23 protein-coding genes are annotated in these 25121 nt (G+C 38.2%); all 23 read right to left on the bottom strand.

Translation table 11 applies throughout. From position 1 onward, the window contains the following. Nucleotides 1-169: 169 nt before the first annotated feature. On the bottom strand, nt 170-1009 hold the full coding sequence (locus ACS5PU_RS00275) for an OmpA family protein (RefSeq protein ID WP_439457280.1): 840 nt from the start codon (nt 1007-1009) through the stop codon (nt 170-172). Between the two features lie 79 nt (nt 1010-1088). Further along, nucleotides 1089-1748, bottom strand: coding sequence for a DUF2461 domain-containing protein (locus ACS5PU_RS00270; RefSeq protein WP_439457279.1), 660 nt, complete (start codon nt 1746-1748; stop codon nt 1089-1091). Between the two features lie 161 nt (nt 1749-1909). Then, entirely contained in the window at nt 1910-2308 is a 399-nt protein-coding gene (locus ACS5PU_RS00265; protein WP_439457278.1) for a DUF983 domain-containing protein, read from the bottom strand. 4 nt (nt 2309-2312) lie between these two features. After that, nucleotides 2313-2585: a hypothetical protein gene (locus ACS5PU_RS00260; protein ID WP_439457277.1), complete on the bottom strand. Its 273-nt coding sequence runs from the start codon at nt 2583-2585 to the stop codon at nt 2313-2315. 105 nt (nt 2586-2690) lie between these two features. Beyond that, a complete protein-coding gene (locus tag ACS5PU_RS00255) occupies nt 2691-4034 on the bottom strand; it encodes a DUF4302 domain-containing protein (protein WP_439457276.1) in 1344 nt (447 codons plus the stop codon). 10 nt (nt 4035-4044) lie between these two features. Next, nucleotides 4045-5475 carry a substrate import-associated zinc metallohydrolase lipoprotein gene (locus tag ACS5PU_RS00250; protein WP_439457275.1) on the bottom strand — a complete coding sequence of 477 codons (1431 nt, stop codon included), beginning with the start codon at nt 5473-5475 and terminating at the stop codon, nt 4045-4047. 5 nt (nt 5476-5480) lie between these two features. Continuing rightward, complete coding sequence (locus tag ACS5PU_RS00245; protein ID WP_439457274.1) at nt 5481-6962, bottom strand: RagB/SusD family nutrient uptake outer membrane protein; 1482 nt, start codon at nt 6960-6962, stop codon at nt 5481-5483. Between the two features lie 11 nt (nt 6963-6973). After that, the gene (locus ACS5PU_RS00240) at nt 6974-10600 is read right to left on the bottom strand and encodes a SusC/RagA family TonB-linked outer membrane protein (protein WP_439457273.1); all 3627 of its coding nucleotides are present in this window, start codon (nt 10598-10600) and stop codon (nt 6974-6976) included. A gap of 339 nt (nt 10601-10939) precedes the next feature. Then, nucleotides 10940-12106 carry a FecR family protein gene (locus ACS5PU_RS00235; protein ID WP_439457272.1) on the bottom strand — a complete coding sequence of 389 codons (1167 nt, stop codon included), beginning with the start codon at nt 12104-12106 and terminating at the stop codon, nt 10940-10942. Between the two features lie 61 nt (nt 12107-12167). Beyond that, the gene (locus tag ACS5PU_RS00230; protein WP_439457271.1) at nt 12168-12767 is read right to left on the bottom strand and encodes an RNA polymerase sigma factor; all 600 of its coding nucleotides are present in this window, start codon (nt 12765-12767) and stop codon (nt 12168-12170) included. A gap of 223 nt (nt 12768-12990) precedes the next feature. Continuing rightward, nucleotides 12991-13533, bottom strand: coding sequence for a DUF420 domain-containing protein (locus tag ACS5PU_RS00225; protein ID WP_439457270.1), 543 nt, complete (start codon nt 13531-13533; stop codon nt 12991-12993). Between the two features lie 72 nt (nt 13534-13605). Further along, complete coding sequence (locus ACS5PU_RS00220; RefSeq protein WP_439457269.1) at nt 13606-14301, bottom strand: SCO family protein; 696 nt, start codon at nt 14299-14301, stop codon at nt 13606-13608. After that, nucleotides 14301-14648, bottom strand: coding sequence for a cytochrome C oxidase subunit IV family protein (locus ACS5PU_RS00215; protein ID WP_439457268.1), 348 nt, complete (start codon nt 14646-14648; stop codon nt 14301-14303). The genes ACS5PU_RS00220 and ACS5PU_RS00215 overlap by 1 nt, the downstream gene beginning before the upstream one ends. 25 nt (nt 14649-14673) lie before the next feature. Further along, a complete protein-coding gene (locus ACS5PU_RS00210) occupies nt 14674-15387 on the bottom strand; it encodes a cytochrome c oxidase subunit 3 (RefSeq protein WP_439457267.1) in 714 nt (237 codons plus the stop codon). Nucleotides 15388-15418: 31 nt separating this feature from the next. Then, on the bottom strand, nt 15419-15985 hold the full coding sequence (locus ACS5PU_RS00205; protein ID WP_439457266.1) for a cytochrome c oxidase subunit 3: 567 nt from the start codon (nt 15983-15985) through the stop codon (nt 15419-15421). A gap of 15 nt (nt 15986-16000) precedes the next feature. Continuing rightward, the gene (gene cyoE, locus ACS5PU_RS00200) at nt 16001-16909 is read right to left on the bottom strand and encodes a heme o synthase (protein WP_439457265.1); all 909 of its coding nucleotides are present in this window, start codon (nt 16907-16909) and stop codon (nt 16001-16003) included. Between the two features lie 12 nt (nt 16910-16921). Beyond that, a complete protein-coding gene (locus tag ACS5PU_RS00195; protein WP_439457264.1) occupies nt 16922-17980 on the bottom strand; it encodes a COX15/CtaA family protein in 1059 nt (352 codons plus the stop codon). 82 nt (nt 17981-18062) lie between these two features. Then, nucleotides 18063-19850: a cytochrome c oxidase subunit I gene (locus tag ACS5PU_RS00190; protein WP_439457263.1), complete on the bottom strand. Its 1788-nt coding sequence runs from the start codon at nt 19848-19850 to the stop codon at nt 18063-18065. 116 nt (nt 19851-19966) lie between these two features. Next, complete coding sequence (locus tag ACS5PU_RS00185) at nt 19967-21199, bottom strand: cytochrome c oxidase subunit II (RefSeq protein WP_439457262.1); 1233 nt, start codon at nt 21197-21199, stop codon at nt 19967-19969. Nucleotides 21200-21268: 69 nt separating this feature from the next. Continuing rightward, a complete protein-coding gene (locus ACS5PU_RS00180) occupies nt 21269-22492 on the bottom strand; it encodes a quinol:cytochrome C oxidoreductase (protein WP_439457261.1) in 1224 nt (407 codons plus the stop codon). Nucleotides 22493-22508: 16 nt separating this feature from the next. Continuing rightward, on the bottom strand, nt 22509-23114 hold the full coding sequence (locus ACS5PU_RS00175; protein ID WP_439457260.1) for a c-type cytochrome: 606 nt from the start codon (nt 23112-23114) through the stop codon (nt 22509-22511). Further along, entirely contained in the window at nt 23086-23622 is a 537-nt protein-coding gene (locus ACS5PU_RS00170; protein WP_412466272.1) for a DUF3341 domain-containing protein, read from the bottom strand. The genes ACS5PU_RS00175 and ACS5PU_RS00170 overlap by 29 nt, the downstream gene beginning before the upstream one ends. 2 nt (nt 23623-23624) lie before the next feature. Beyond that, nucleotides 23625-25097, bottom strand: a complete 1473-nt coding sequence (nrfD, locus tag ACS5PU_RS00165; protein WP_147224653.1) for an NrfD/PsrC family molybdoenzyme membrane anchor subunit — start codon at nt 25095-25097, stop codon at nt 23625-23627. Nucleotides 25098-25121: the final 24 nt, after the last annotated feature.

Below are 25121 nucleotides of genomic sequence, written 5' to 3'. Positions count from 1 at the left end.
ATCGGTTAACTGTTTCAATCGGTACTGGCGCTCAACTCCAAACGCTAAACTAATCTGTTCATTAGGAACACAAACTGGTTAATCGGTTAACTGTTTCAATCGGTTAACTCACGCTCAACTCCAAACGCCCAGCTCCAAACTAAAATTGATTAACTGGATCTTTGCAACGCTATTTGATCAGGTTATAAAGTTCATCCAATTTTGGAGAAAGTACAATTTCTATCCGTCTGTTTTTACTTCTTCCGTCGGCATTTGCATTGGTACCCAAAGGCTGGAATTCGCCTTTACCGGTTGCCGTCATCCGTACACTTTCAACTTTCTCGTTTTCGGTTAAATAACGCACTACCGATGTTGCCCTGAGTACACTTAAATCCCAGTTATCCTTAATCTGCCCCAGGTTGTTTATTTTCTGGTTATCGGTATGGCCTTCTACGGCAATATTAATTTCTGGCTGCTGCTTTAGTACATTAGCAAGCTGCGTTAAAGCCTGTTTACCTTTTTCATCGATAATAATACTGCCCGATGGAAACAATAGTTTATCCGTTAATGAAACATATACCTTACCATTTTTAATTTCTACGGTTAAGCCGCTTTTGGTGAAACCCAATAATGCCTGCTGCAATTTTTCTTTAAGTGCATTGGTTGCTTCATCGCGTTTGCGCAATACTTCTTCCACTTCCTTTAAACGCTTTTCGCGGGCAGCCAAATCGCCTGATAACTTGGTAATCTCGCTCGAAGAATTGTTTTTAAGTTTTTTATAACTGGCATCCATAGCATTGTAATTGCTTTGCAGGTCGCGCAGCTCTTCGGCCATTAAGGTGGTATCTTTTTTAAGTTTGGCTACTTCTTTTTCGAGGTTCTCTATCTTCACCAAACTTTCGTTAAAAGCGGTGTATAACGAATCTTTGGTACCCAATAAAGCTTTGTACTTTTTAGGCGATAATACCACACAGGAAGTTAAGGATGAAATAAATAAAAGAACGGCAAAGGCTAAAAAGGTATTTTTCATTGTTTTAATTTTGGGGTTAATTGGTTAATCGGTTAACTGTTTAATCGCAGCAGTTAACCAATTTATGCAGCTCATACAGTTAACCATGTATCGCATTCCGTAAAAATGCAACTAAAGGCTGTACCGTTTTAAAAGAACTTATCAACTTATTAACGAGGTTTGGTTTTAAAAATTCTTCGTCGTCTATTTTCATGGTGGCTTCAAAGCTTTTTAATTTCAGTAACCCAATGTTCGGATCGGCCGGATCGTAACCTTTTGGTGCATTTTTTAGCGCATTGTCCTCGCCCAGTTTAAAGCTTTTTTTAAATGCTTTATCCTCAATAATTTCTTTGAAATCGTCGATATTGTAATCTATTTCCTGCCTGATGAGTTTCAAGTGCGGTGCATCGGGCATCCAATATCCACCGGCTATAAAGCTTTTTCCCGGTTGGATATGGAGGTAATAGCCAGGCTCATTCCCTCCCTTTTTGGTAGAGAACCATATGCCATAGTTATTTTTATAGGGATCTTTATTTTTACTAAAACGCACATCGCGGTAAATGCGCAGCAGGCTTTTTTTGGGGTCGGCATCAGCCGGCAATACCGGGTCTATTTTAGCCAGCTCGGGTATGATGCTGGTTACAAGTGCTAAAACATCGGCCTTTGCATTTTCATAAACAGCTTTATTGGCAGCAAACCATTCGCGGTTATTGTTTTCCGCTACATCTTTTATAAAATTTAGGGTTTCTTTTTTTAACATAATTATAGGGTTAACTGTATAAATCGGTTAACTGTTTAACCGATAAACCAAACCGTAAATCAATTCATGCAATTTATTGAGGCTAACCGTTTAAATCGGTTAATGGTTTGCAAATACAAGCACAATCAACCAGTTTATACAATTTAAACGGTTAACCTTTACTACTTATCGTAATACGGCTTATACTTAATATTTGGTGATAAAACATGCAGTAGGATAATTCTCGAATATCGGTAATTAAAAGGATAGAGAATAAAGCACCCTGCAAAAATAACGATCAGATAATGCCAGAAAGTATCATCAGTAAGTGGTCCGAAAATTAAATAGGTGATGAAACTGGCCATGAGCATTTCGATTACATTCATGGCATAACTTACGTACATGGCGGCATAAAAATATCCAGGTTCAATTTCTATCCGCTGTGCGCAGTGCCCGCATATTTCTTTGGTGTGCTGTATGTTCCAGCCGTACATGCTGCCGGTAAAAATATCTCCTCTACGGCAATGCGGGCATTTACAATGTACAATGGCATACAGCTTTGAGGTAGTTTGCTCAGACATGCTTTTAATTCAAATTAAAAGGTTCTTTTTTCATGTTGAGGTGAATATTTTTTTTGCGGTATTTTTTATACCAAACCACCCCAACAATAATGGCCATTAAATACGGAATGGATAAAAGATACAAAACCCCAGTATTTAAACCTGCTGTTTGTGTATTACCGTTTTTAACGCCCTGTTCGGCATTAATGGTACACATTGAACATTGTGCGCTCACATTTGAGCTTACCGCAAATGTGAATACCAGTACAAATAGTGCAAAAATTAATTTCTTTTTCATCCGTTACAAATATAAGCATAAACGTTCGTGGCGGTTTAAAAATTATGTCATAAAAAAACCTCACTTTTTAGGGTGAGGTTTTTTGAATAGCGTTAATGAATGAAATTATATCCCTCCTGTAAAAGTAAAATCAGGATGTTCTATACTTTTAAACTGTGCTAATAAAGCACCGGTGGTTGGATGAGTAAAGTAGTCTACCGTAAACGTATCTACATTTAATCTTTGTGCCAATAAGGCTGCCATAAAAGGAACTATAATGTTTCCATTACCATCCGCATCTACATAAGTAAATTTAAATATTCCGCTATCAGACTTTGTATAGGTATAGTTTATTGTTCCCACATACTGAGTTGTATTTTGTGGCATATTTACCCTGATAGTAAGTTTTTTGGCAACGTTGTTAAACGTATAAGTAGTTTGCTCTAAACGAAGGGCATATCCTCCTGTTAACATTTTATTCGCAGCATCTGCCCTTCTGGTTACATAATCAGCGCTCCAGCCAGGGTAGGTGGTTGCATTCGGTATAGTAACTACGCCATACCCAGATCCAAGCAATAAATAAAGTGGGGTTATTGGGGTAGGGCTGCTTTTAACAATGTATTCTTTCCCTGCTGAATCATACATTACCAAAGTAGTAGCATCCTTCCAAAAAAACCTAACAAATTTAATCCCCTGATAAACTAAGCCATCTCCTAAAATATCTGCTCCACTTAAATTAAAAGAAAACTTGCCTGTTCCAGATGCGGTGGTTATGCCATCAGCTAAAACACCTGTTAAAGTTGCCCTTTTACCGGCAGTTAGATTATTTGTTGCATTTAAGCTCACACCAACTTTTAAGGTTGCAGCACCACTAACAACTTCTATGTAAGGATACTTATTGGTAACAAAAAAATCCTTTAATTTATTAATCGCTGTTAAAAAACCACCACTTGTATAAATACCCTGTTGTGCAGCTGTTGCTTTTACTAACTTGAAGGGTTGCCTGTATTTTTTACCAACAAAAATAATACTGTCTCCATTTAGCCTATCAAAAGTAAATTCGATATCACTGCTGTAACCAACTTTAGATGCACCGCCCAAAATAGCCGAATTTGGGTCATCAAGCATTGAGATATAGTTATAAGTATCAAAAACCAACTCGGTGCCGATATCTTGCTTTACCCTATAATTAGATGTACCTACTGTACCAGCCGATTCTGTGGTCATATCGCCGTACATGGTAACCCCTTGTTTACCATCAAAGGCAATGTAAAACGAATAACCGCCACCTGCCAAAGTAGGAAGTGTTGCAATCCATCCGTTTGGCGCGCTAGAAAGTGTTGTCGAAACCAGATTTATCTGCTCTGCTGCTCTCTCTTGAGGTGTTTTATCGAACACCGGAACATAAGATGTTTTTTTGCAACTCATCAATACAGACAAGATTGCCATAAAATATAATAGTCTTTTCATCTTCCTAAAATTAATAAGCCAATGGTCCGTAAAAATAATTTCCTGGGGTATTTAGCACTGTAAAACCACCCAGCTTCATGTAATCATCAGCAGTAACATTAACCGGTAGCCAATCTGCAACGAAGGTATTACCTGTTAAATAATCTGTTAATGGTTTTACCGCTGTTGCTAGTGTAGCCGCATTTGCAACCCATGGTGCATCTGTTCCACCTGCAGTTCCCGTAGTGAACTTTACCTGGCCGGTTGAAACTGTTATGGCCATATTAAAGGCGTACTTTGCGTCAAAAACAGTACCCGCCGAATTGGTATAGTTTACGTTCATGGTAATGGTGGAAGTAGAAGGGAAGTCAAATCTGACGAAATTAATTTTTCTTCCTCCTGGGGCAATGGCCAGTACATTTGCAACTGCAGCATCATAAATCTGCTTAAAGGCTGTTGAACCACCGTACTTAACGTAATAATCAGCACTAGGGTTTATGGTTAAAGATTTAAAAGTGGGCACTGCAGCCGGTGCAGGATTTGGAGCTGGTGTAACCAATGGTGTACGCGCTTTATTTAACCAGTAGGCAAACTTGGTTTCGTTGCGGCCAATACCGATCATATACTGCTGTACTTCTTTTTGTAAGGCTTTAAAGCTAATGCCCAGGTTATTAAAATAATTAATAACATTATTCTCTTTTTGTACAAACCTTGCTTTACCTGCTGTATTGGCAAAGTTAGCCCAGTCATCGTACCAGACCTGTCCGTTTATCAGTAGCCAGCTAATGGTTTCAGCATAGTCTTCTGTAGATATACCGCTTGCATAACTGGTAACAAAACCATTTCTACGGGCAGTATCGGTTGGGGTATCGGTGTAAGGCTGTTTGTAAAACCCTTTTGATATCGCTTCGAAATCGGTTGGAATAGGAATAATCTGGTTTAGGATATGGCCAAATTCATGGTGCATAATTCTATGTCTATCCCAGGCAAAAAACTGTCCTGCCGGAAGCGGTTGATATTCATTTACCCCGTACAAAGTAATGCGTCTACCTGCTGCTGCTGTACCTGCAACTCCCGGATCGGCAGTATTTGCATAAGAATATGATCCAAATAGAACCCACTCTTTAGGCATATACGTTTTTGTAAAAGTTTCGCCCGCAATTTTACGGTAGGGACTAATAAACCCATCTAATACAATTTGCATGGTTGGACGGATGTTTTCCAGCTTGCTGGGTACCACATTGGCAGTATTACCATGGTAATACCTGTTATAGCGGTATATTACATCAATATTGTACTCATCCAAAAAAGTTGATTTTAACCATTGATCGGTAGAAGTATTGGTACGCGGATCATCAGGGTTAAAAGAACTGTAATCTACATTGAGTGTTTCTGTTTTACGACAAGCGAATTGCAAGGCAACAAGCAGAAGAAACGATGTCACTTTTAGTATGTTTTTCATCTTAATTATCTTGGATTTTGTTCAACACCTGAGGTTTTAACTTCTATAGGCAATTGGAAAATGCGATGCGCATCACCAGGCTTCAGTTCGGCAAAAGTTTCTTTACCAGTAATATCTATGGTATTGTGTACTACTGTGATATCACGGCGGATTACATCAAACCACCTTAGGCCTTCTTGTAAAAATTCAGCTTTTTTTGCGTCTAAAATTGTTCTGATAATTCCTTGTTTAGGATCAGTAATCGTAGGATAATAATTTGCTATTTTACCTGTGGTAACCGCATCGTTAGTTGGGCTATAATTTACAATCTTTACACTGTAGAAATCGTTAATATCCTTAAGTGCAAGCTCAGTCTGTCCAAGTTCTGCATAAGCTTCTGCCCTGTTCATCAAAGCTTCATCAACTGTAAAACCTGCAAAAGTTAGATAAGGGAACCCAGTATCAGGCGTAGTATTGAAAAAATTCTCTTTAAACTTATAAGTGGTATAATTTGGCACACCAAAAGATAAAACGTTATAAGCAAGCGCTCTACCGGTAACATTTTTTCCTGATGAAAACATGGTAGCCATTTTCGAACCATAACCATGGCGGGCATTGCTACTACCCGTAATGAAACGCGCATAGGTAGAGTATGTACCTAATAGCAACAGGTTATACTTCTGACCACTTCCCATAAAGCTCGTTAAGAACTCAGGATAGGTAAGCGTTCTCAATGAAGTAGAAATCAGTCGCATGTTGTTTACAAAATCATTACCCGGAACAGTAAGGCTTGCGTGGTCGACTACTTTTTGCCATTTACCGGTAAACAAATAAAAACGCGATGCAAAAGCATGTGCTGCTGCCGGTGTAAAATGATATTTTGGAACTTTATAGGCCGATGCCTGTAATAAAGGCAAACCATCTTCCAGATCTTTTGCAATACGTGCATACGTGCTGGCAACAGTTCCCCTGCTATATGGCTGTATTACCTTGGTTTCAGGTTTATCAACATAAGGGATGCCCGGTGCATCGTTTGCACCATCAATTTTATATGGTGTAGCAAATAAAGTAGCCAACATAAAATGTGCATAAGCACGGCAAACCAATGCTTCACCTTTGTATGGTAGCGCTCCATTACCCAACTTATTGGTTTCGATCGATTCCAGTGCCTGATTTGCAGCAGCAATGGCTTCATAACAGGCATTCCAATAAGCGGTTGAACTATTTGTTGCATCGCCAATTACATCCTGCCAGGCATAAGGTAGTTCAATAGCGTCATATAGCGTACCAAACCCCTCGCCCCTATCTTCAGCGTTATCTGATGATATTTCTGTAAAAGTTAAATAATCTCTTGATGGATAAGCAGTTGAAACCAGTTGAGAAAGTTTTTCAACCGTATTGATTTCCGCTCTGTTATCTGGTGTCTGCTCTAAGTATTTTTTGCATGATGGCATTGAAAACAACAATGCAACAGCAACTAGGCTGAATGATATTTTATTGATTTTCATGGTTTTATAAATTAAAATCCAACTTTTAATGATAAAGTAAACTGTCTGGAAACTGGCAAGGCCACACCTCCTGTATTGTAAAATTCAGGATCCTGACCATTTAACTTTTTATCTGAATAGAGCAATAATAAGTTATTACCAACTACCGCTACCGAAGCTGCAGACATTCCTAATTTAGAATAAATGCTTTTTGGTAAATTGTAAGTCAACGATACTTGTCTTAGTTTTATGTAATCACCAAAAGCAACTCTTTCCGTAGAAAAATTATATAAGTTATAAGCATTTCTAACATCCACGGCATTTCCGTTTGCATCAACAATTTTAGAAGCAGAAAGCTGATCCAGTATAGCAGGAACTGTAGTAAACTTTTCATCACCTGGTAATACCCATCTGTTCAACAAATCTCTACTCATTGAGGTAATGTCGTTAAAATCGGATTTAATATTTGGATTTAACCTAATTACGTTACCAGCAGAAAAGCCCAGCAAAGCCGATAGTGTAAGGCTCTTGTAACTAAACTGATTGTAAAAACCACCTGCAAATGTTGGGTCTATCGGTCCTTCGTATTTTAATTTCAGCAAGTTATCATCCTGTAAATTAATGTAGGTTGTAGTTCTTCCGTCAACACCAACAAACATCGGATAACCATAATCATGATTAAGGCCTGCAAACTGTACCGAGAATAAACTGCGCTGAGGGTAGTTGAGTACCGCAGAACCATTATTAGAAGTAGATCTAAAAATATTAGGGTCAACTTCAAGCTCTTTCACTTTATTGGTATTAAAGCCAAAGTTAAAGTTGGTTGTCCATTTAAAATTCGGACGATCAATTGCTTTACCTGTGATCGCTAATTCTATACCTCTACCAGACATGGCGCCATAGTTAGCAATTTTAGTATACTCACCGCCGATACCCGAAGTTTGTATTGCACCAATTAAATCATAAATATTTCTTTTATAATATTCGACCGTAAAATTGATCCTGTTTTTTACCAAAGCTAAATCTAAACCAATGTTTAAATCCTTAGCTTTCTCCCAGGTTAACTCAGAGTTCTCTAAATTAGAAATGAAAATCTGTGCTTCCTGATCGCCCAAATTAGGTCTTCTCGAAATTTGGTTATAAAACACAGCCGCAGAGTTTGTGGCGTTACCAATGCTCGCTACCAAACCATAAGATCCGCGTAATTTCGCTCCACTTAAAATATCGCTTTTTGGCCAAAAATTTTCATCACTAATATTCCAGCTGGCCGATATATTCCATGTTGGTAACCACCTGGCTGTTGCCGTTCTACCCAACTTATTTGAACCGTCATATCTACCAGAAAATTTCACCGTATACTTTTCATTATAGGTATAAGACGCATTTGCGAAGAAAGCACTATATCTTTCATACTCATTGCTCATGCTAAAATATGGTTTACCCTCTTCTGATGCTTCTTTAAAATATTTATAATACGGTGTTACCAGCCCACCATTATCAAATTGGTAACCTACACCATCAAAAGCTTCTTTCTGACGATCGATATAACGTACTTCCATTGCACCGAAAGCAACAATATTGTGTTTGGTGTTAAAAGTTTTATTGAACAATAAATTTTGTCTGAAATAGTAACTTTTTAAGTTGTCTGTCGATGTTTTATAGAAACCACCACTTGGCAGCACACTGATAGGTAAACTGCCTGGTAGATCAGGATCGGTGTAAAGATTACCATTGCTTTGCGACGATGTAGCATCATCAACAGTTCTGAAAGATGTAGCCATGTTAGAGCTTTCCAAGATTGAAATCTGAGATTCAGATTTCACAAAGCGATAAGCACCATCAACTGAATAGGTTAAACTTGGTATAATTTTGTAAGTAACATTTCCCTGAACTTTAAAGTCGAGTACATTTAACTTTAAATAATTTGAGTTTAGCTCATTCAATATACTGAAAGGAGCACTGTTCTGTCTGAAATATTCATAATTACCATTCTCATCATAAGCAGTAAGCATACGACTGGTATTTACAGCATATGAATATGGATTGATATCGAAATTACGGAAATAGTTACCATAAACCGGATCAGACTGTAATGCGGTAGCACCTGGTGCCTGTTGGTTACGTACAGATCCAGTACTTAAAAGCTCTGCACTTAACTTATCGCTCATATTAAAGTTAGCACGATAATTACCCGTAAACCTACTTACACTGTTACCAATAGTTACCCCGTTATCTTTTGTAAAAGAGGTTGAGGCATAACTCTTAAACTTATCAGTACCCGAATTAATACTTAGTGAATGCTCCTGTTGTAAAGAATTTTTAAACAACACATCAAACCAATCCGTATTGGCATTGGCATATCTTGATAAAAAAGCTATTTTATCTGCACTAGTATTCTTCAATGCATACGAATTTGTAACTGGATCGTAATTGTAGAGCATGTTGTACATTTTATAAAATGGCCCTCCATTTACTCCCCTCGATTCAGATGGAATCTGAACATAGCCCTTATTTTGCATTTCTATCAACACAGCCATCTGATCGGCTGAATTTAAAATATCGAAATCCGCATAACTTGGTTTTGAATAAGTGGTAAAATTACCTCTATAACTAATTTTCGGTGCTCCTTCTGTAATCTTACCCTTTTTGGTGGTTACTACAATTACCCCGTTCATAGCCCTAGCCCCATACATACCAGTTGCAGCAGCATCTTTCAGAATGTTAAAACTTTCAATATCATCAGGGTTTAAACCAGCAACTGATGAACCAATTAAGGTACTGGCATCACCAGAAGTTAATGCTTCATTAGAGATATTAACAACATCCTCTAGGATAATTCCATCAACTACCCACAGCGGTTTATTATCGCCAGAAAATGAGGTAGCACCACGAACGCGGATTTTGGGTGCGGCTCCAAAAGTTCCAGAAACATTTTGTATAGTTACACCCGCAACCTGCCCTTCAAGCATCCTGCTTACGTCGGTAACACCTGCCCTTTCAGCATCAGCTGCCCTAACCAAAGTAGAAGCCCCTGTAAAAGTCTTTTTTTCAAGTGTTTGATAACCTGTAGAAACCACATTTACTTCTTTAAGCTGGGCAGCATCTTCCTCCAAGGTAACGTTAACAACTGTTTTTGAACCTACTGGCACTTCCAGTGTTTTATAGCCGATATAACTGAATGATAATACAGCACCTTCTTTTACAGAAATGGTATAATCGCCAGCGCTACTTGTTGAAACCGCATTGGCAGCACCTTTTTCTCTAACACTTACCCCAGGAAGCGCGGCACCGCTTTTATCCCTTACCTTTCCGGTTATTTTTACGGCTACAAAATAGCCAAGTACCTTATCTATGATCGATTTATCTTTAGGTTTGATCAAGATGGTCTTATCTTCAATGGTATAAGTTAAATCATTGCCCGAAATAATTTTCGCCATTACTTCCTCAATGGTAGAATTGCTAAAGTTGGCATTAAAGGTTGTGGTACTGCTAATCTTATTGGTCGATAGCAGAACATCGTAACCAGATTGCAGCCTGATTTCGCGGAACATTTTTTCAAGTGTTACATTTTTCTCTTTTAATGTAACCAATTGGCCAAATGATGCTGCACTAACCTGCATAAGGGAAGCAAGCAGAATGACCGTAATTAACTTCATCATCAATAGCAATTTAGGTATGTAGCGGCGATGCGTACATAAAATTCTAATATAAATTTTGTACATTTAATAGTCTGTTTTTTGTGCGAAGCGCAAGAAAGTTTAGACGCAAAATTGCGTTTCGCGGTTATCCAAGAAATAATTGATTTTTAATCGATTCCGGTTTACGGAATAGCTAAACAGATAATAAAAGAGGGGTGTTGCAAGCACTCCTTTTTTATGCGTTCAACTTTTGGATCGTCAGGAGCTTTGTCGAGGTTTATTCATGAGTTGTTAGGTTAAGGTTGATAATTAGTTTATTTTTTAGAGATAAAGGTTAGTTACGCCTTCATCTATGCTCGCTTATTCTTTATATACGATTACTTTATTGCCTTTAATATCAAAGCGTACTTCGCCGGTCTGCTCAAACTTTCTCAGTACTTTCGATATTTTTTCAAAGCGGCTTACCGTTCCATAGTACATTACCTCTTTGGCGGCCGGATCAGCGTATTCGATTTCTACATTATACCACCTGGCAATTTTCCTTAAAATGCTTTCCTGTTTTTCATTATCAAACATGAAATAGCCATTTTTCCAGGCAATTGCCTCATCGGTATTCACTTTTTTTACTACTATGCCTTTGTCCGATAAAACTGACTGTTCGCCCGGTTTAAGCAATTGCGTATCACTGCTATTTAAATCGGAAATGCGCACGCTGCCTTCTAAAAGGGTGGTTCTGGTTACATTTTCGTCAATATAGCTGTTAATGTTAAAATGGGTACCTAAAACTTCTAGTTCCTGCTTAACCGTTTTAACAATAAATGGGTGTGCTTTATCTTTAGCTACCTCAAAATAGGCTTCACCGGTCAATTCAACCCGCCGCTGTTTAGAAGTGGCAATGTTTAATGGATATTGTAGGGATGATGCTGCATTGAGCCATACCACCGAACCATCTGGCAAACGGATTTCCCACTCGCCACCATTTGGGGTAGAAATGGTATTTACTTTAGTATCATCAATGGCACCGGCTGATTTTTCAATGTGATAAACCAGTTGACCGTTAGCCGTTTTGGATATCGATATACCTGCCTGTTCAATCAGGTCGCCATTTGCGGCATCACTCAATGATATTTTCTTGCCGTCGGCCAAAGTCAAAATGGCCTTATTTCCACCAGGTGCAACATCCGTAACAAAAACATGTTCTTTTTTCTTACTTAATGAAATGTAGGCCGTGAATGAAAACGCAATCAGTACTACAGCTGCCGCTGCCCATTTAAAGGTATTTAACAGCAGCTTGCGTGGAGCTTTTACAGGCTTATCCACTGCTAAAATCTTATCCAGAACTGGAACCCATTTTTGATCGTCTATCGCTGTATCGGCAAAATTTTCTTCTGCTGTAATCATTTTCACGATTTCATCAGTAAGCATTGTAGCTTCACTCTCAGCCAAAGTTAAAAGCTCCTGCTTTTCTACCTCGCTCAGTGCGCCTGCCGTAAACTGTTGTAAGAGATAATTTAAACGTTCTTCCATAAAGATTCTGATACTAAGAAGCAGTAAAAGAAAATTAGGACTACTGCTATTTTATTTTTTTTTATTTTATTTTAAAAAAGAAGCAGGTAATGGGCAAAATGAAGGTAACACCATGCTGATTGAGGTGCATTCTGATGCTTTTGAGCGCAATTACCAAGGCATTTTTCACGGTACTTTGCGAAATATTGAGTATTTCGGCTATTTCGGGGATGGTTTTACCATCTCGCCTACTCAGTTGATAGATCTTTTTACGCTGTTCGGGTAATTTTTCGACAGCAACCGTTACTATTTTGGTAATTTCATTCAAATGCACAACATCAGCCGTACTGTTATCACTATCGGGCTGTTTTGCGGTAAACGCATTTACCATTTTATCTTCTTTCAGTTTTTTCCGGAGATAAGTGAGGCATTCGTTTGAAACATATTTATACAGATAAGCTTTTACATTCTCAACTGCGGCAAGTTTATCGCGGTTAAGCCAGATCCTCAAGAAAGCATCCTGAATAATTTCTTCAGCAGCATCATCAGATTTTGTAAATTTTGTGGCGAATATTTGAAGTACAGGCAGGTATTTGAAGAACAGCACTGAAAAAGCCTGCTCATCACCATCTACGATTTTATCAATCAACTGACGTTCTTTGTCTCCAATATTTAACGCCATAATTTAATTAAACATCAGTTTTGTGTTATCTATTAGCTCAGGGTATGTAATAATAAAAAGATTTATCAAAAAATAAAAGATTAACTAAAACAATTTAGCTAGCTTTTAACTTCTTAACCAAATATAATGATTAAGACATCTTACCCACCAAAAAAACTGTTAAAAAAGAAATCCCTTCAATCTTATTGCAGATGAAGGGATTTCTTTTAATACGCTGATTATTTTAATACTGATAATATGGCGAAATCATCAGGTAAACTACTACCCCGGTTATGGCTACGTACAACCAGAGCGGAAAAGTAATTTTGGCTATTTTCCGGTGGCGGTCAAAACGCTCGGCCAAAGCCCTTACATAAGTTACCAATACCAATGGGATAATGGCTATTGATAATAAGATATGGGTGAGCAGGATAAAGAAATATACATATTTTACAGTACCATCTCCACCAAATTTGGTAGATGGGGTAGTCATATGATAGGCAATATACATGACCAAAAACAGCAGTGAGCAACCAATTGCCGTTTTCATCAGGTTTTGGTGAAGGTTAACTTTACCGTTTTTAATGGCCCAAACCGCTACAACCAATAATACCGCAGTTATACCATTAATAGTGGCATAAATTGGCGGCAAGAAAGGAAGCGTAGGCGCATCAATTCCTAAATCTTTCAATTTAACCACAAATAAAACCGCCACAGCCACTGGTATAAAAATGGAAAGGATAATTATCCATTTGTTATATTTCTTCTCAATCGGGGTATTTTCCATGAGCATTTAATCTCTTTTTTATTTTATAATTTATGCTATGCGTTGCAGGCGCGCTTTGAACGCCAAGCTCATCTATCTACCGTCTTTAATATTTCTTAAATATTCGGCAATAAGCACTTTTATTTCATCTTCCAACTTGGCATTGGCTTCAGGGTTATCGGCATCATAAATACCACGGATACGGTGCAGATTATCGATAAGCAAAATCTTATTGCTGAAAATAAAGGCAGGCTTTTCTTTGGTATCATCTTGGATAACATCGAGCAACAGGCCTTTTCGAATAAGCGGATAGGTTTGTGCCGTATCGCCCGCCAAGAAATCCCATTTGCCTTCTTTCGCTTTAAAACTGGCCGCAAAATCTTTTATTTTTCCCTGATCTGAGGGATCAACCGATAAGCTTAAAAACTTAACCAGTGGCTTTTGCGCATAACCATCAGCTAACTGCTTAATGTATGTATTGGCTACCTGCTGATTAGCATCGGCATAAAACAGGTTTAACACCACAATCTTATTCTCAAGCGATTTCCAGCTTATGGTATCCTGATGTTGGTTAACCAATTTAAAATCGGGCACAAGGTGGTAAATCGTATCCGGAATTTTCTTCCCTTTTATACTGTGAAAAGTTGCCGCAACAACCTTTTCTCCAAAAATGGGCAAACTCTTATACCTGTTCTTGGCAAAGTGGGGCAATAAGTAAAAAAACAAAAATCCCGGTATAGCTAAAATGCTTACCAGGATTATTACCTTTTTTATAGGACTTCTTTTCATTAATGGTTCATCATGTGGATGTTTAAAAACCCACCTTCTATCAGCATTAAAACAATAAAGTAAATAATGAAAATAAATGAAACGGTTAATGCCAACTGTAAGCCCAGTTTCTCATACTTTAAGTGCATAAAGTAGGCTACAATATAAAATGCTTTTAACAAGGTTAAAACGATGTAAACGTAGTTACCAATATGTTGGGTCATATATCCTTTTGGAATTAACACCAACGCAATGATAAATTCGATTACTGTGATTAACAAAAGGAGTCCGAAAACTTTCCAGATTTTACCTTTTGATAAACCTGCGTGATCGTCGTGTCCGTGTTCTGTATGTGCGTGCTCTGACATATAAATATTTTTAGGATATGATAAATTAAACCAAATAGAAGAATGTAAATACGAACACCCATACTAAATCTACAAAGTGCCAGTATAAACCAACTTTCTCAACCATTAGATAATGACCTCTCTTCTCGAAAGTTCCATTAATGGTCATGATTAAGATGATAATGTTGATGATTACACCACTAAATACGTGGAAACCGTGGAAACCGGTAATGGTGAAGAATAAGTTTGCAAATTGTTGTGCAGCAACTAAAGAAACATCTTCTGGTTTAAGGAAAAAGTGTTTTAACTCTTCAGCAGAAGGGATATGTCCCCACCAGAAACCATCGTGGTGTAAGTGAGTCCACTCAATTGCCTGACAGCCTAAGAACATAAAACCACCGATGATGGTTGCAACCATCCAGCCGATAACTTCTTTTTTAGCGCGACGGTGTCCGGCTTCTACAGCCAAAACCATGGTTACCGAACTCATGATTAAAATAAAAGTCATGATACCCACAAATACCAATGGTGCACCATGCTCGGCAATACCTGGAATAGATTGGAAAACTTTATCTGGAGCTGGCCATGTTAATTTAGAAAAACGCTGAGCGCCGTAGTAGATCAATAATGATGAAAAGGTAAAAGCATCTGATAAGAGGAAAAACCACATCATGATTTTACCATATTCTACCGACCACGGAGAACGACCACCATTCCATGGTCCGGTTTTAACTTGATCTAATTGTGATACTGCATTCATTTGGAAATAGTATAATAGTTTGTTAACAAATTTAACGGTTCAAAAGTAAAAAAACATACAGATATATCCATAATATATCTATAAAATGCCAAAAAATAGAAGCAATTTCCATTCTGTACTGGCCTTTAGCTGCAGGAATATTTTTATAACTGCCAGCTAATGCATTAATTATAAGGCCTACACCTGCAATAATGTGCAATAAGTGCATGCCCGAAACCACATAAATAAATGAAATTGCCGCGTTGTTTCCAACCAGCGTTGCACCAGTTCTAACCATGCTGCCCCATGCATTGAACTGCATTACACCAAAAGCAACAGCTAAAATTACGGTTATCCAAAGCAGGTTGCGCTGTAAACTGAAATTCAGTTTCCTTAATGCCTTGCTGGCTAAAAATAAAGTGATACTGCTTGCTATAATAACTATGCTCGAGTAAATAAATGCATCTGGCAGCACTAAACCATGCCCCTTGCCCTTAGATGCTGCGAATACCAGATAATAACTGGTAAAGCCCCCAAACATAATTGTAGAGGAAACTACAAATAACCAAACAATAAACTTTCTGGGTTTGGGATCAAATGTATCCTGGATCTTTTCCATTGTGATAACCATAAGTTATTTTGCTATAAAATTTAATAATAAGCCCAACTGTACAGCTGGTATATAAAAAAACGAACAGAACATTACGCGCTTTGCATCAACAAGTTCTCTGTCCAGTAAAAGTTTAAGCGCCAACCAGCTAAAAATAAGTCCGGCAATTAAAGATAATGCTGCAATATAGTAACCACCAAAACCATAGAAGGTTGGCAATAAACTAACAGGTATCAATATCAAAGTGCTTAAAAATGTAATTAGAGCAGTTGCTTTATCGCGTTTCTTTGTTGGCAATAACCTAAAACCAGCTTTCTTGTAATCATCGTCCAACACCCAGGCAATTGACCAAAAGTGTGGAAACTGCCATACAAACTGGATTAAAAATAATATGCCGGCGATGTAATAATCAATTTCGTGGAACATTTCGGCCTTTAAACTACCAAATGCAGCCAAATAACCAATAAGTGGTGGCAATGCGCCCGGTATAGCGCCAACAAAAACGGCAATTGGCGATTTTCTCTTTAATGGTGTATAAGCAAAAGCATACAGCAAAATAGAGAATACAGATAATAAACCAGTTTCCAGATTTAGCTTGCCTAGTAACCAGGTACCAACAAAAGACATAAATACACCAATTATCAAACCCTGTCCGGTAGTCATCCTACCTGCTGGCATAGGCCTGTCTTTGGTACGCGACATCAGCTTATCTAAATCCTTTTCAATGATTTCGTTAAAGGTATTAGCAGCAGCAGTAACCAAAAAGCCACCAGCAATTAAAATTAACCAATTTCCCCAGTCTATACTCGGAATGTGCCCTCTGCCTACCTGCATTTTCTGTCCGATCAAAAAAGAGATGGATGCAGAAAACACTACCGTAAACGATAGCCTGAATTTTATTAGTTTAGAAAAATCTGAAAGACCTTGTTTCAATTTCCTTAAATATTATTGTTTATAGGTACTTGTACGGTAAACCAACAGGTACAGATAAAACTGTAAACTAAATAACAGCGTAGAAAACAATATATGCAATGCTTGTGCTGCCGGTGGAAAAGCAATGTATGCCAATGCTAGACCACTTAATAACTGAATGAGAAGCGTAATTAATATAAACCTTGCGGTTAACAAAGGCGCTGCCTTCCCGCTAAAACGGTCTATAACCATTTTATAAACAATGGCATTGGTTACCACTACGAGTATGGCCAAATCGCGGTGATAAGAAAATACCGATCCCACTTTGGCAATCCAACTGGCCTTGCCGGCATACGCAAGCGATTTTGCAATCACATCTACCGCTTCCCTTACATCTGTACCAATAACAATCTGAACAATACTGATCACCAGCGTAAAAAACAAAAAGCCCTTTAACCACAGTATTCGGTACATAATTACAGAAGGCGCTTTATTTAATTGCTTTGCGTAATTATAGGTATAAATAGATATAGCTAAAATAACCAGTGCCAACAGCATATGTACAGTTACCACCCATTGCGCCAGATTGGTTGATACCACTATCGATCCTAGCCAGCCCTGGTACCCTACAACCAAAAGATTAAGGATACTCAAAAAGATAATCCGCTTAGCTGTTTTTCGGTAAGTGAAAGAATAAATAGCGGTTAACAATAAAAATATACCTGCAGCTACACCAGCCAAACGGTTCAGATACTCTGTCCACGTTTTGGTTGGGTTAAATTCTTCTGGTATGGTAATACTTTTATCATGTCTGATACTATCTGCCAGTGCCACCTTACCCATACTTTCCAAGTATTTGGCAAACTTTTCGTTCTTCTTAAGCCTACCTGCCACATATTTTGCTTTGTAATCGGCAGGCAGTTGCGATATATCGGTTGGTGGAATATAACGGTCGAAACATTTTGGCCAATCTGGACAACCCATGCCCGATCCCGTACTGCGTACAATACCTCCGGCAAGTATAACCAATAGTGTAACTACAATGGTTATCAGATTAATTTTAATGAAACGTTGTTCTGATCCGCTGACCATATATCTATTAAGATGAAAAGGGTATCCGGATAAGCAGAAACTTAATCAGATACCCCTTTTAAAATTTTATTTTAAGCTTAAACTAGCCTTTGTTTGCTTCAACAGGATTAGCCAATTCCCAATCTTGCTGTATTTTTTCTGCTTCTGCATTTCCTTCAAAATCGTGAGGCAGGTTAGAGCTCATGGTTTGAGAGAAAGGAACAGTTTGAGGGATGAAATCAGCATCATGACCAGGTTTGCTATAATCGTATGGCCATCTGTAAACCGTAGGGATTTCTCCTGGCCAGTTACCGTGTAAGTGCTCAACAGGTGCAGTCCATTCTAATGTATTGGCTTCCCAAGGGTTTTGAGGAGCTACTTTTCCTTTGAAAATTGAGTAAAAGAAGTTAAACAAAAACGCTACCTGAGCAAGTGCCGCCATAATAGCTGCCCATGTTACAAATACGTTAACCGTTAACCACTTTTTCATAAATTCAAACTCCGTAAATGCATAATAACGACGAGGTACACCATCTAAACCTAAGAAGTGAAGTGGGAAGAATACCAGATACGCTGCAATGAAAGTTAACCAGAAGTGTAAGTAACCCAATTTAGCGTTCATCATTTTACCGAACATTTTAGGGAACCAGTGATAAACACCTGCAAGCATACCAAAAATAGCTGCAGATCCCATTACCAAGTGGAAGTGGGCCACTACGAAGTAAGTATCGTGTAAGTTAATATCCAAAGATGCGTTTCCTAAGAAAATACCGGTTAAACCACCAGAGATGAAGAATGAAACTAAACCAATAGCAAACAACATAGCTGGGGTGAAACGGATGTTACCACGCCATAATGTTGCTAAATAGTTAAAGGTTTTTACCGCCGATGGTACCGCAATGATCAATGTTGTAATCATAAATACACCACCCAATAATGGATTCATACCCGTTACAAACATATGGTGACCCCAAACGATGAACGATAATACAGTAATACCAATTAAAGAGTAAACCATGGCGTGGTAACCGAAAATCGGTTTACGCGAGTTTACAGAGATTACCTCAGAAGAGATACCCAAAGCTGGCATAATTACAATGTATACCTCAGGGTGACCTAAGAACCAGAATAAGTGTTGCCATAAAATAGGAGAACCACCTTCGTTTGGTAAAATATCAGTACCCATTACGATATCTGATAAGTAGAAACTTGTTCCAAAACTACGGTCGAATACCATTAAAACCACACCGGCTACAAGCACTGGGAATGATAAGATACCCAAAATTGCAGTTAAGAAGAAAGCCCAAATTGGTAATGGCATTTTCCAAAGGTCCATACCTTTAGTACGCATGTTCAAGATTGTACTTACGTAGTTAATACCACCCATAAGTGATGAGGCTACGAAAAGTACCATACTGATTAACCACAATGTCATACCTAAGCCCGAACCTGGCATTGCCTTAGCAACAACTGATAATGGCGGATAAACTGTCCAACCACCAGATGCAGGACCTGTTTGTATAAAGAACGATGACATCATGATCACACAGGCCATAAAGAAGAACCAGTATGATAACATGTTCAAGAATGGCGAAGCCATATCTCTTGCACCAATCTGTAATGGAATTAATAAGTTACTAAAAGTACCACTTAAGCCGGCTGTTAGTACAAAGAATACCATGATGGTACCGTGTATGGTTACCAAAGCCAAATAAAAATCGGGTTTAATACGACCGCCTTCTGCCCACTTACCTAAAAATGTTTCTAAGAAAGGGAAGTTTTGATCTGGCCAAGCCAATTGGATACGGAATAAAATGGATAAGCCCATTGCTATTACCGCCATAATAATACCGGTAATCAAAAATTGCTTAGCAATCATTTTATGATCCATACTAAAGATATACTTTGAAATCAAAGTCTCTTTATGATGCCCATGATCAGCGTGATCGTGATTGTGTTCGTCGTGTAATGCTATTGTTGACATAATTCGTTCGCTCCTGCTTAATATTATTTATTTAAAGCCATTTGGTTAGTTTTAGCAGCCGCTGTATCTGTAGCTGCTGTATCTGCTACTGATTTTACAGGTGCAGGTGCCACTGGCAAATTAAATTGTTTTCTTAAATCGTCGTTTAAGTATGTTTTTTGTTCAGCTATCCAAGTTTTGTAATCAGCCTCAGAAACTACACGCACCACTTTTTGCATGTTGTAGTGACCGGCTCCACAAATTTTAGCACAGAAGAAAAGGTACTTAAAGTTTGGATCGTTTGTTTCCTGCTGCATTTCTGCAGTAGTTTTTGTAGGCGTAAACTCAAAAAATGTTCTCATACCCGGTACGGTGTTTAACTGTACCCTGAAGTGCGGCATGTAAAAACTGTGAATTACATCTTTACTGGTTAAGATTAGCTTAACTGGTTTACCCACAGGGATAACCATTTCATCAGCCATCTCATCATCGCGAGAGTTTAGATCTTTAAAATCGATACCCAATGGATTGGTAGCGGTAGTTAATTTGTAGTTTTTGTTACCTACAACACCGTCAGCTCCTGGATAACGGATAGACCATTTAAACTGCTCTGAAGTAACTTCAATCTGTAGCGGTTTGTTGTTAGGATCTTCAACTTTGAAGAAAATAGATCTCCAGGTTAAGAAACCCATCAATACCAATACCGTTAATACTAATGCAGGAACAATAGTCCAGATTTTTTCGATGGTATTATTGTGCGGATAGTAGTAAGCTTTTCTTTTTGCCGAATATTTGTAGATATAAGAAAATCCGAATAACAAGATGTGCGTAACCACAAACACAATTGTAGTGATGATTAATGTTAGGTTAAACATCTCATCAATTTTCTTTCCGTGCTCAGATGCAGCATCCGGAAGTAACATTGACCCATGCACTGTATATTCCCAATACACACCATATAAACCTATTACTAAAAACAGGGCAAATAAACTTGCATGTACCCTGTTCCAGTTAATACCTACAGTTTTACCCTGTGCTTCGCGGCTTAATTCGTATACCCTTATTGCTTTACCAATAATTGCAATGAATAAGCATACGGCAAGGAAAACCAGAATATAAAATATTACTGATTTATAAACCTCGCCCATATCAACCTTCGGTGCCGCGGCAGCTCCTGCTGCTGCATCTTGCGCAAATACGCTAGTGTTTGCAAAAACAGTAAGTAATACTGCTAAAGCTGCGGTCGTTTTATTCGTTATAAACTTTCTTAAACTCATTTTCTTAAAAGTAGTACGCTGTACTGCTAATTATAATAATAATTAAATATTTGCTCTATCTTATCATCACTACAGTTGATGATGCAAACTTTCTTGTAATAATGGGTGATTTTTTGCAATCAAAGGTTTTTTGCTCAATGATGTTAACACCGTAAAGGTAAACAATCCTACAAAACCTATTGCTGTACCAATTTCAACAATACCGAAACCATTATGACCATCTTCTACCGCTCCTGGCATAATCATTTGGTAGTAATCTACCCAGTGACCTAATAATACCACGATAGAAACGAACAACAATTTAACATCGGTTCTTTTGTTATCTCTATCCATTAATAATAATACTGGCGCTAAGAAATTCATCGCTAGGTTTAAGAAAAACCAGAACTTGTAATATTCAAAACGTTTGTAGAAATATACAGTCTCCTCTGGCATGTTTGCATAATAGATTAATAAGAACTGTGCAAACCAAACATAGGTCCAGAAGATAGAGAAACCAAAAATGAACTGACCTAAGTTGTGCAAGTGGCTGTTGTTAACCCATTGCATATAACCAGCTCTTCTTAATAAAATAATGATGATGGCAATAGTTGCTAAACTGCTTACCCACATGGCTGCGAAGTTGTACCAACCGAACATGGTTGAGAACCAGTGTGCTTCTAATGACATGATGGTATCGAAAGCAAAGATCGGTGTTGTAAAGCCGTAAATTACCAAGAAGATACAGGCATTTTTAAAGCTCTTTCTGTAAGAGTTTAAACCACCTGCTAAATCTTCGTTGTAAGAAAACTTAACAAACATGATCGAAAATATACTGTAGATACCTAAAAATACCACCTGACGGCCTAAAAAGAAAGGTACATTTAAGAATACCGATTTACCAGCAATAATTGCATCGTAGTTAGGGCTGCCTTCTACAGTTAAACCATCAGCATGCCAGTGGTGATATAGGTTGTGTGTATATAAACCTGCCGAGATAATAACAACAAGTATAACTGCTGCGATAGGCAAAGTTTTTGCCATGGCTTGCGGTACACGTAAAATTGAAGCAGACCAGCCTGCCTGAGCTACATATTGAACAGCTAGGAAAAATGTACCCGACATACAAACGCATGCAAAGTAATATGCCATAAGCAACAGGTTGGCAAAAGTACGCTCGTGCATTACTTTATCGCCAGCTAAGAAACCGAAGAGAACAGCTGCAGCACCGATAAGGATGCCAACTATACTTAAGGTTTTTACTTTTCCTGTAAACTCAAACTGTTCACTAAAATTAATATTGTGAGTTCCCATTTATATTCTGCTTTACTTATTGTTGTTTTTGTAATTCCTGAACATACATCACTACTTTCCAACGATCGGTTGGAGAAATCTGTGAAGCATGCGAGCCCATATTATTTACACCGTATGTAATGGTGTGGTAGATTTTACCAGCAGTAAGTGCTTTCATATCTCCACCTCTTGATGAACTTCCTGAGAAGTAAGATGGTACACCACTAAATTTCTCAATTTTAACCAAGTGTCCTTGTCCGTCTCCTTTTGTTCCGTGGCACGGGCTACAGAAAACGTCGAACAAATGCTTGCCCTGAGCTAAATTTAACGTATCAACTGGTAAAGGGTTAACCATGCTCACACCTGCTGCCTGATATCCTTCAAGGGTATTAGGAAACTCATCATACTCTGTAAAACCTACTGGTTTGGTATGTGCTGGTGGCAATTGTGCCGTTTTACCATCTTTAAAATTTTTGTTTGGCTGATCGGGATTGTAAGCAATCGGATCATACATGTTTCTGGCATATTCTAAGCCAGTACTGCGTTTATCTTTACAAGCAGAAAAGGTAGCTGCAAAAGCGATAGCTAAAAACGCTGTGTAAACAAATTTATTCTTATTCATAGCTAATGTACTTCCTTTCATTATACTTTATTTCTAAAGCACCTGCATCTTTTAATAATCCATCAATTACAGTATGTTCCGCATTGTCTTTTGCATCAACTGCAATTACAAAACGATCGTCTGTAGCGCGTAAATCCATTACTCTTGGCGCTCTACCTGGAAATAAGTGGGTAGATGCATAATAAGTTAACACCATACCGAAAGCACAGAATAATACTGTAAGCTCGAACATTATCGGAATAAAATCCGGCAATGCGAATGATGGTTTACCACCAATGTTTACTCTCCAATCGATAACTGCGCAGAAATAAATCAAAGCAAATGCACAGCAAGTACCGGTAATACCAAAGCAAAATGCTGCGATATCGATCCTAGATCTTTTAATTCCTAATTTGGCTTCTATTCCGTGTATAGGCATTGGAGTATATACATCATAAATGCTGATGTTATTTTCCTGAAGTTTTTCGATGCCATGCATCATTTCGTCAGGATCGCCAAAGCTGCCTAAAATATATTTGATATCACTCATTGTTATATTTTTGCGTAATCTTCTTGTTTAACACTATCAAATTTTTCTAAAGACTCTATGTATTCAGCTACATATTCTTTATTCTCGTGCCCCTCTTTAATCTGTTTCATTTTAGCTTGCTCACTTGCAGTTTTTAATAATAATTTAACCTCTGCAATAGCGATTGATGGCAATACCCTTAAGAACAATAAGAACAAGGTAAAGAACAAACCAATTGAACCTACGAATACACTGATATCAACCCAAGTTGGATAGAACATGGCCCAGCTTGATGGAATATAATCACGGTGTAATGAAGTAACGATAATTACGAAACGCTCAAACCACATACCCACGTTTACTACGATTGATAAAATCCAGGTCGCTTTAATGCTTAAACGGATCTTTTTGAACCATAACAACTGTGGAGAGATTACATTACAGGTCATCATCATCCAGTACGACCACCAGTAAGGACCGGTAGATCTGTTGATAAATGCATACTGCTCATACTCAGAACCTGAATACCAAGCGATGAAGAACTCAGTTAAATAAGCCACACCTACGATTGATCCAGTTAAGATGATGATTTTATTCATCGATTCGATGTGGAACATGGTGATGTAGTTTTCTAAGCCCAATACTTTACGTGCAACCAATAATAAGGTTAATACCATCGCAAAACCCGAGAAGATCGCTCCTGCTACGAAGTATGGAGGAAAGATGGTAGTGTGCCATCCTGGGATTACCGAAGTTGCAAAGTCCATTGATACAATGGTGTGTACCGAAAGTACTAGAGGTGTAGAAATACCGGCTAAGATTAACGAAACCGCTTCGAAACGTTGCCATGTTTTAACACTTCCACTCCACCCGAAAGAGAAGATAGAATAAATTTTTCTACGTGTACCTACTGCACGGTCGCGGATGGTAGCAATATCTGGTAATAAACCTGTGTACCAGAATAATAATGATACAGAGAAGTAAGTAGAGATCGCAAACATATCCCATACCAATGGTGAGTTAAAGTTTACCCAAAGTGAACCGAATTGGTTTGGTAAAGGTAAAACCCAATAAGCTAACCATGGACGGCCCATGTGAGATACAACATAAGTTGCCGCACAGATAACCGCAAAGATGGTCATTGCCTCTGCAGAACGGTTGATGGAGTTACGCCAGTTCTGACGGAAAAGTAAAAGTACTGCCGAAATTAGTGTTCCGGCGTGACCGATACCTACCCACCATACGAAACCGGTGATATCCCATGCCCAACCTACTGTTTTATTTAAACCCCAAGAGCCGATACCATTCCAGAAAGTGTAACTTACAGCTACTACCCAAAGTAATGCGCCCAATGAGGCAACGATGAAACCAATCCACCAAGCTTTGTTTGGCTTGTTTTCTACCGGCATTAAAATATCGTCCGTAATTTTTGCATACGTGATATTATCGCCGGTAATTAATGGTTCTCTAAGTATTGATTCGTTATGTCCTGACATAATTTGTATTTTCTTTATACTAAA

This window comes from Pedobacter sp. GSP4 (assembly GCF_051857575.1).
Lineage (GTDB): Bacteria > Bacteroidota > Bacteroidia > Sphingobacteriales > Sphingobacteriaceae > Pedobacter.
This window is presented reverse-complemented; position numbering and strand designations above follow the sequence as displayed.

Coding starts and splice junctions, on each gene's coding strand:
- ACS5PU_RS00275 (WP_439457280.1), bottom strand. CDS start 1,009: ATGAAAAATACCTTTTTAGCCTTTGCCGTTCTTTTATTTATTTCATCC.
- ACS5PU_RS00270 (WP_439457279.1), bottom strand. CDS start 1,748: ATGTTAAAAAAAGAAACCCTAAATTTTATAAAAGATGTAGCGGAAAAC.
- ACS5PU_RS00265 (WP_439457278.1), bottom strand. CDS start 2,308: ATGTCTGAGCAAACTACCTCAAAGCTGTATGCCATTGTACATTGTAAA.
- ACS5PU_RS00260 (WP_439457277.1), bottom strand. CDS start 2,585: ATGAAAAAGAAATTAATTTTTGCACTATTTGTACTGGTATTCACATTT.
- ACS5PU_RS00255 (WP_439457276.1), bottom strand. CDS start 4,034: ATGAAAAGACTATTATATTTTATGGCAATCTTGTCTGTATTGATGAGT.
- ACS5PU_RS00250 (WP_439457275.1), bottom strand. CDS start 5,475: ATGAAAAACATACTAAAAGTGACATCGTTTCTTCTGCTTGTTGCCTTG.
- ACS5PU_RS00245 (WP_439457274.1), bottom strand. CDS start 6,962: ATGAAAATCAATAAAATATCATTCAGCCTAGTTGCTGTTGCATTGTTG.
- ACS5PU_RS00240 (WP_439457273.1), bottom strand. CDS start 10,600: ATGATGAAGTTAATTACGGTCATTCTGCTTGCTTCCCTTATGCAGGTT.
- ACS5PU_RS00235 (WP_439457272.1), bottom strand. CDS start 12,106: ATGGAAGAACGTTTAAATTATCTCTTACAACAGTTTACGGCAGGCGCA.
- ACS5PU_RS00230 (WP_439457271.1), bottom strand. CDS start 12,767: ATGGCGTTAAATATTGGAGACAAAGAACGTCAGTTGATTGATAAAATC.
- ACS5PU_RS00225 (WP_439457270.1), bottom strand. CDS start 13,533: ATGGAAAATACCCCGATTGAGAAGAAATATAACAAATGGATAATTATC.
- ACS5PU_RS00220 (WP_439457269.1), bottom strand. CDS start 14,301: ATGAAAAGAAGTCCTATAAAAAAGGTAATAATCCTGGTAAGCATTTTA.
- ACS5PU_RS00215 (WP_439457268.1), bottom strand. CDS start 14,648: ATGTCAGAGCACGCACATACAGAACACGGACACGACGATCACGCAGGT.
- ACS5PU_RS00210 (WP_439457267.1), bottom strand. CDS start 15,387: ATGAATGCAGTATCACAATTAGATCAAGTTAAAACCGGACCATGGAAT.
- ACS5PU_RS00205 (WP_439457266.1), bottom strand. CDS start 15,985: ATGGAAAAGATCCAGGATACATTTGATCCCAAACCCAGAAAGTTTATT.
- ACS5PU_RS00195 (WP_439457264.1), bottom strand. CDS start 17,980: ATGGTCAGCGGATCAGAACAACGTTTCATTAAAATTAATCTGATAACC.
- ACS5PU_RS00190 (WP_439457263.1), bottom strand. CDS start 19,850: ATGGATCATAAAATGATTGCTAAGCAATTTTTGATTACCGGTATTATT.
- ACS5PU_RS00185 (WP_439457262.1), bottom strand. CDS start 21,199: ATGAGTTTAAGAAAGTTTATAACGAATAAAACGACCGCAGCTTTAGCA.
- ACS5PU_RS00180 (WP_439457261.1), bottom strand. CDS start 22,492: ATGGGAACTCACAATATTAATTTTAGTGAACAGTTTGAGTTTACAGGA.
- ACS5PU_RS00175 (WP_439457260.1), bottom strand. CDS start 23,114: ATGAAAGGAAGTACATTAGCTATGAATAAGAATAAATTTGTTTACACA.
- ACS5PU_RS00170 (WP_412466272.1), bottom strand. CDS start 23,622: ATGAGTGATATCAAATATATTTTAGGCAGCTTTGGCGATCCTGACGAA.
- nrfD (WP_147224653.1), bottom strand. CDS start 25,097: ATGTCAGGACATAACGAATCAATACTTAGAGAACCATTAATTACCGGC.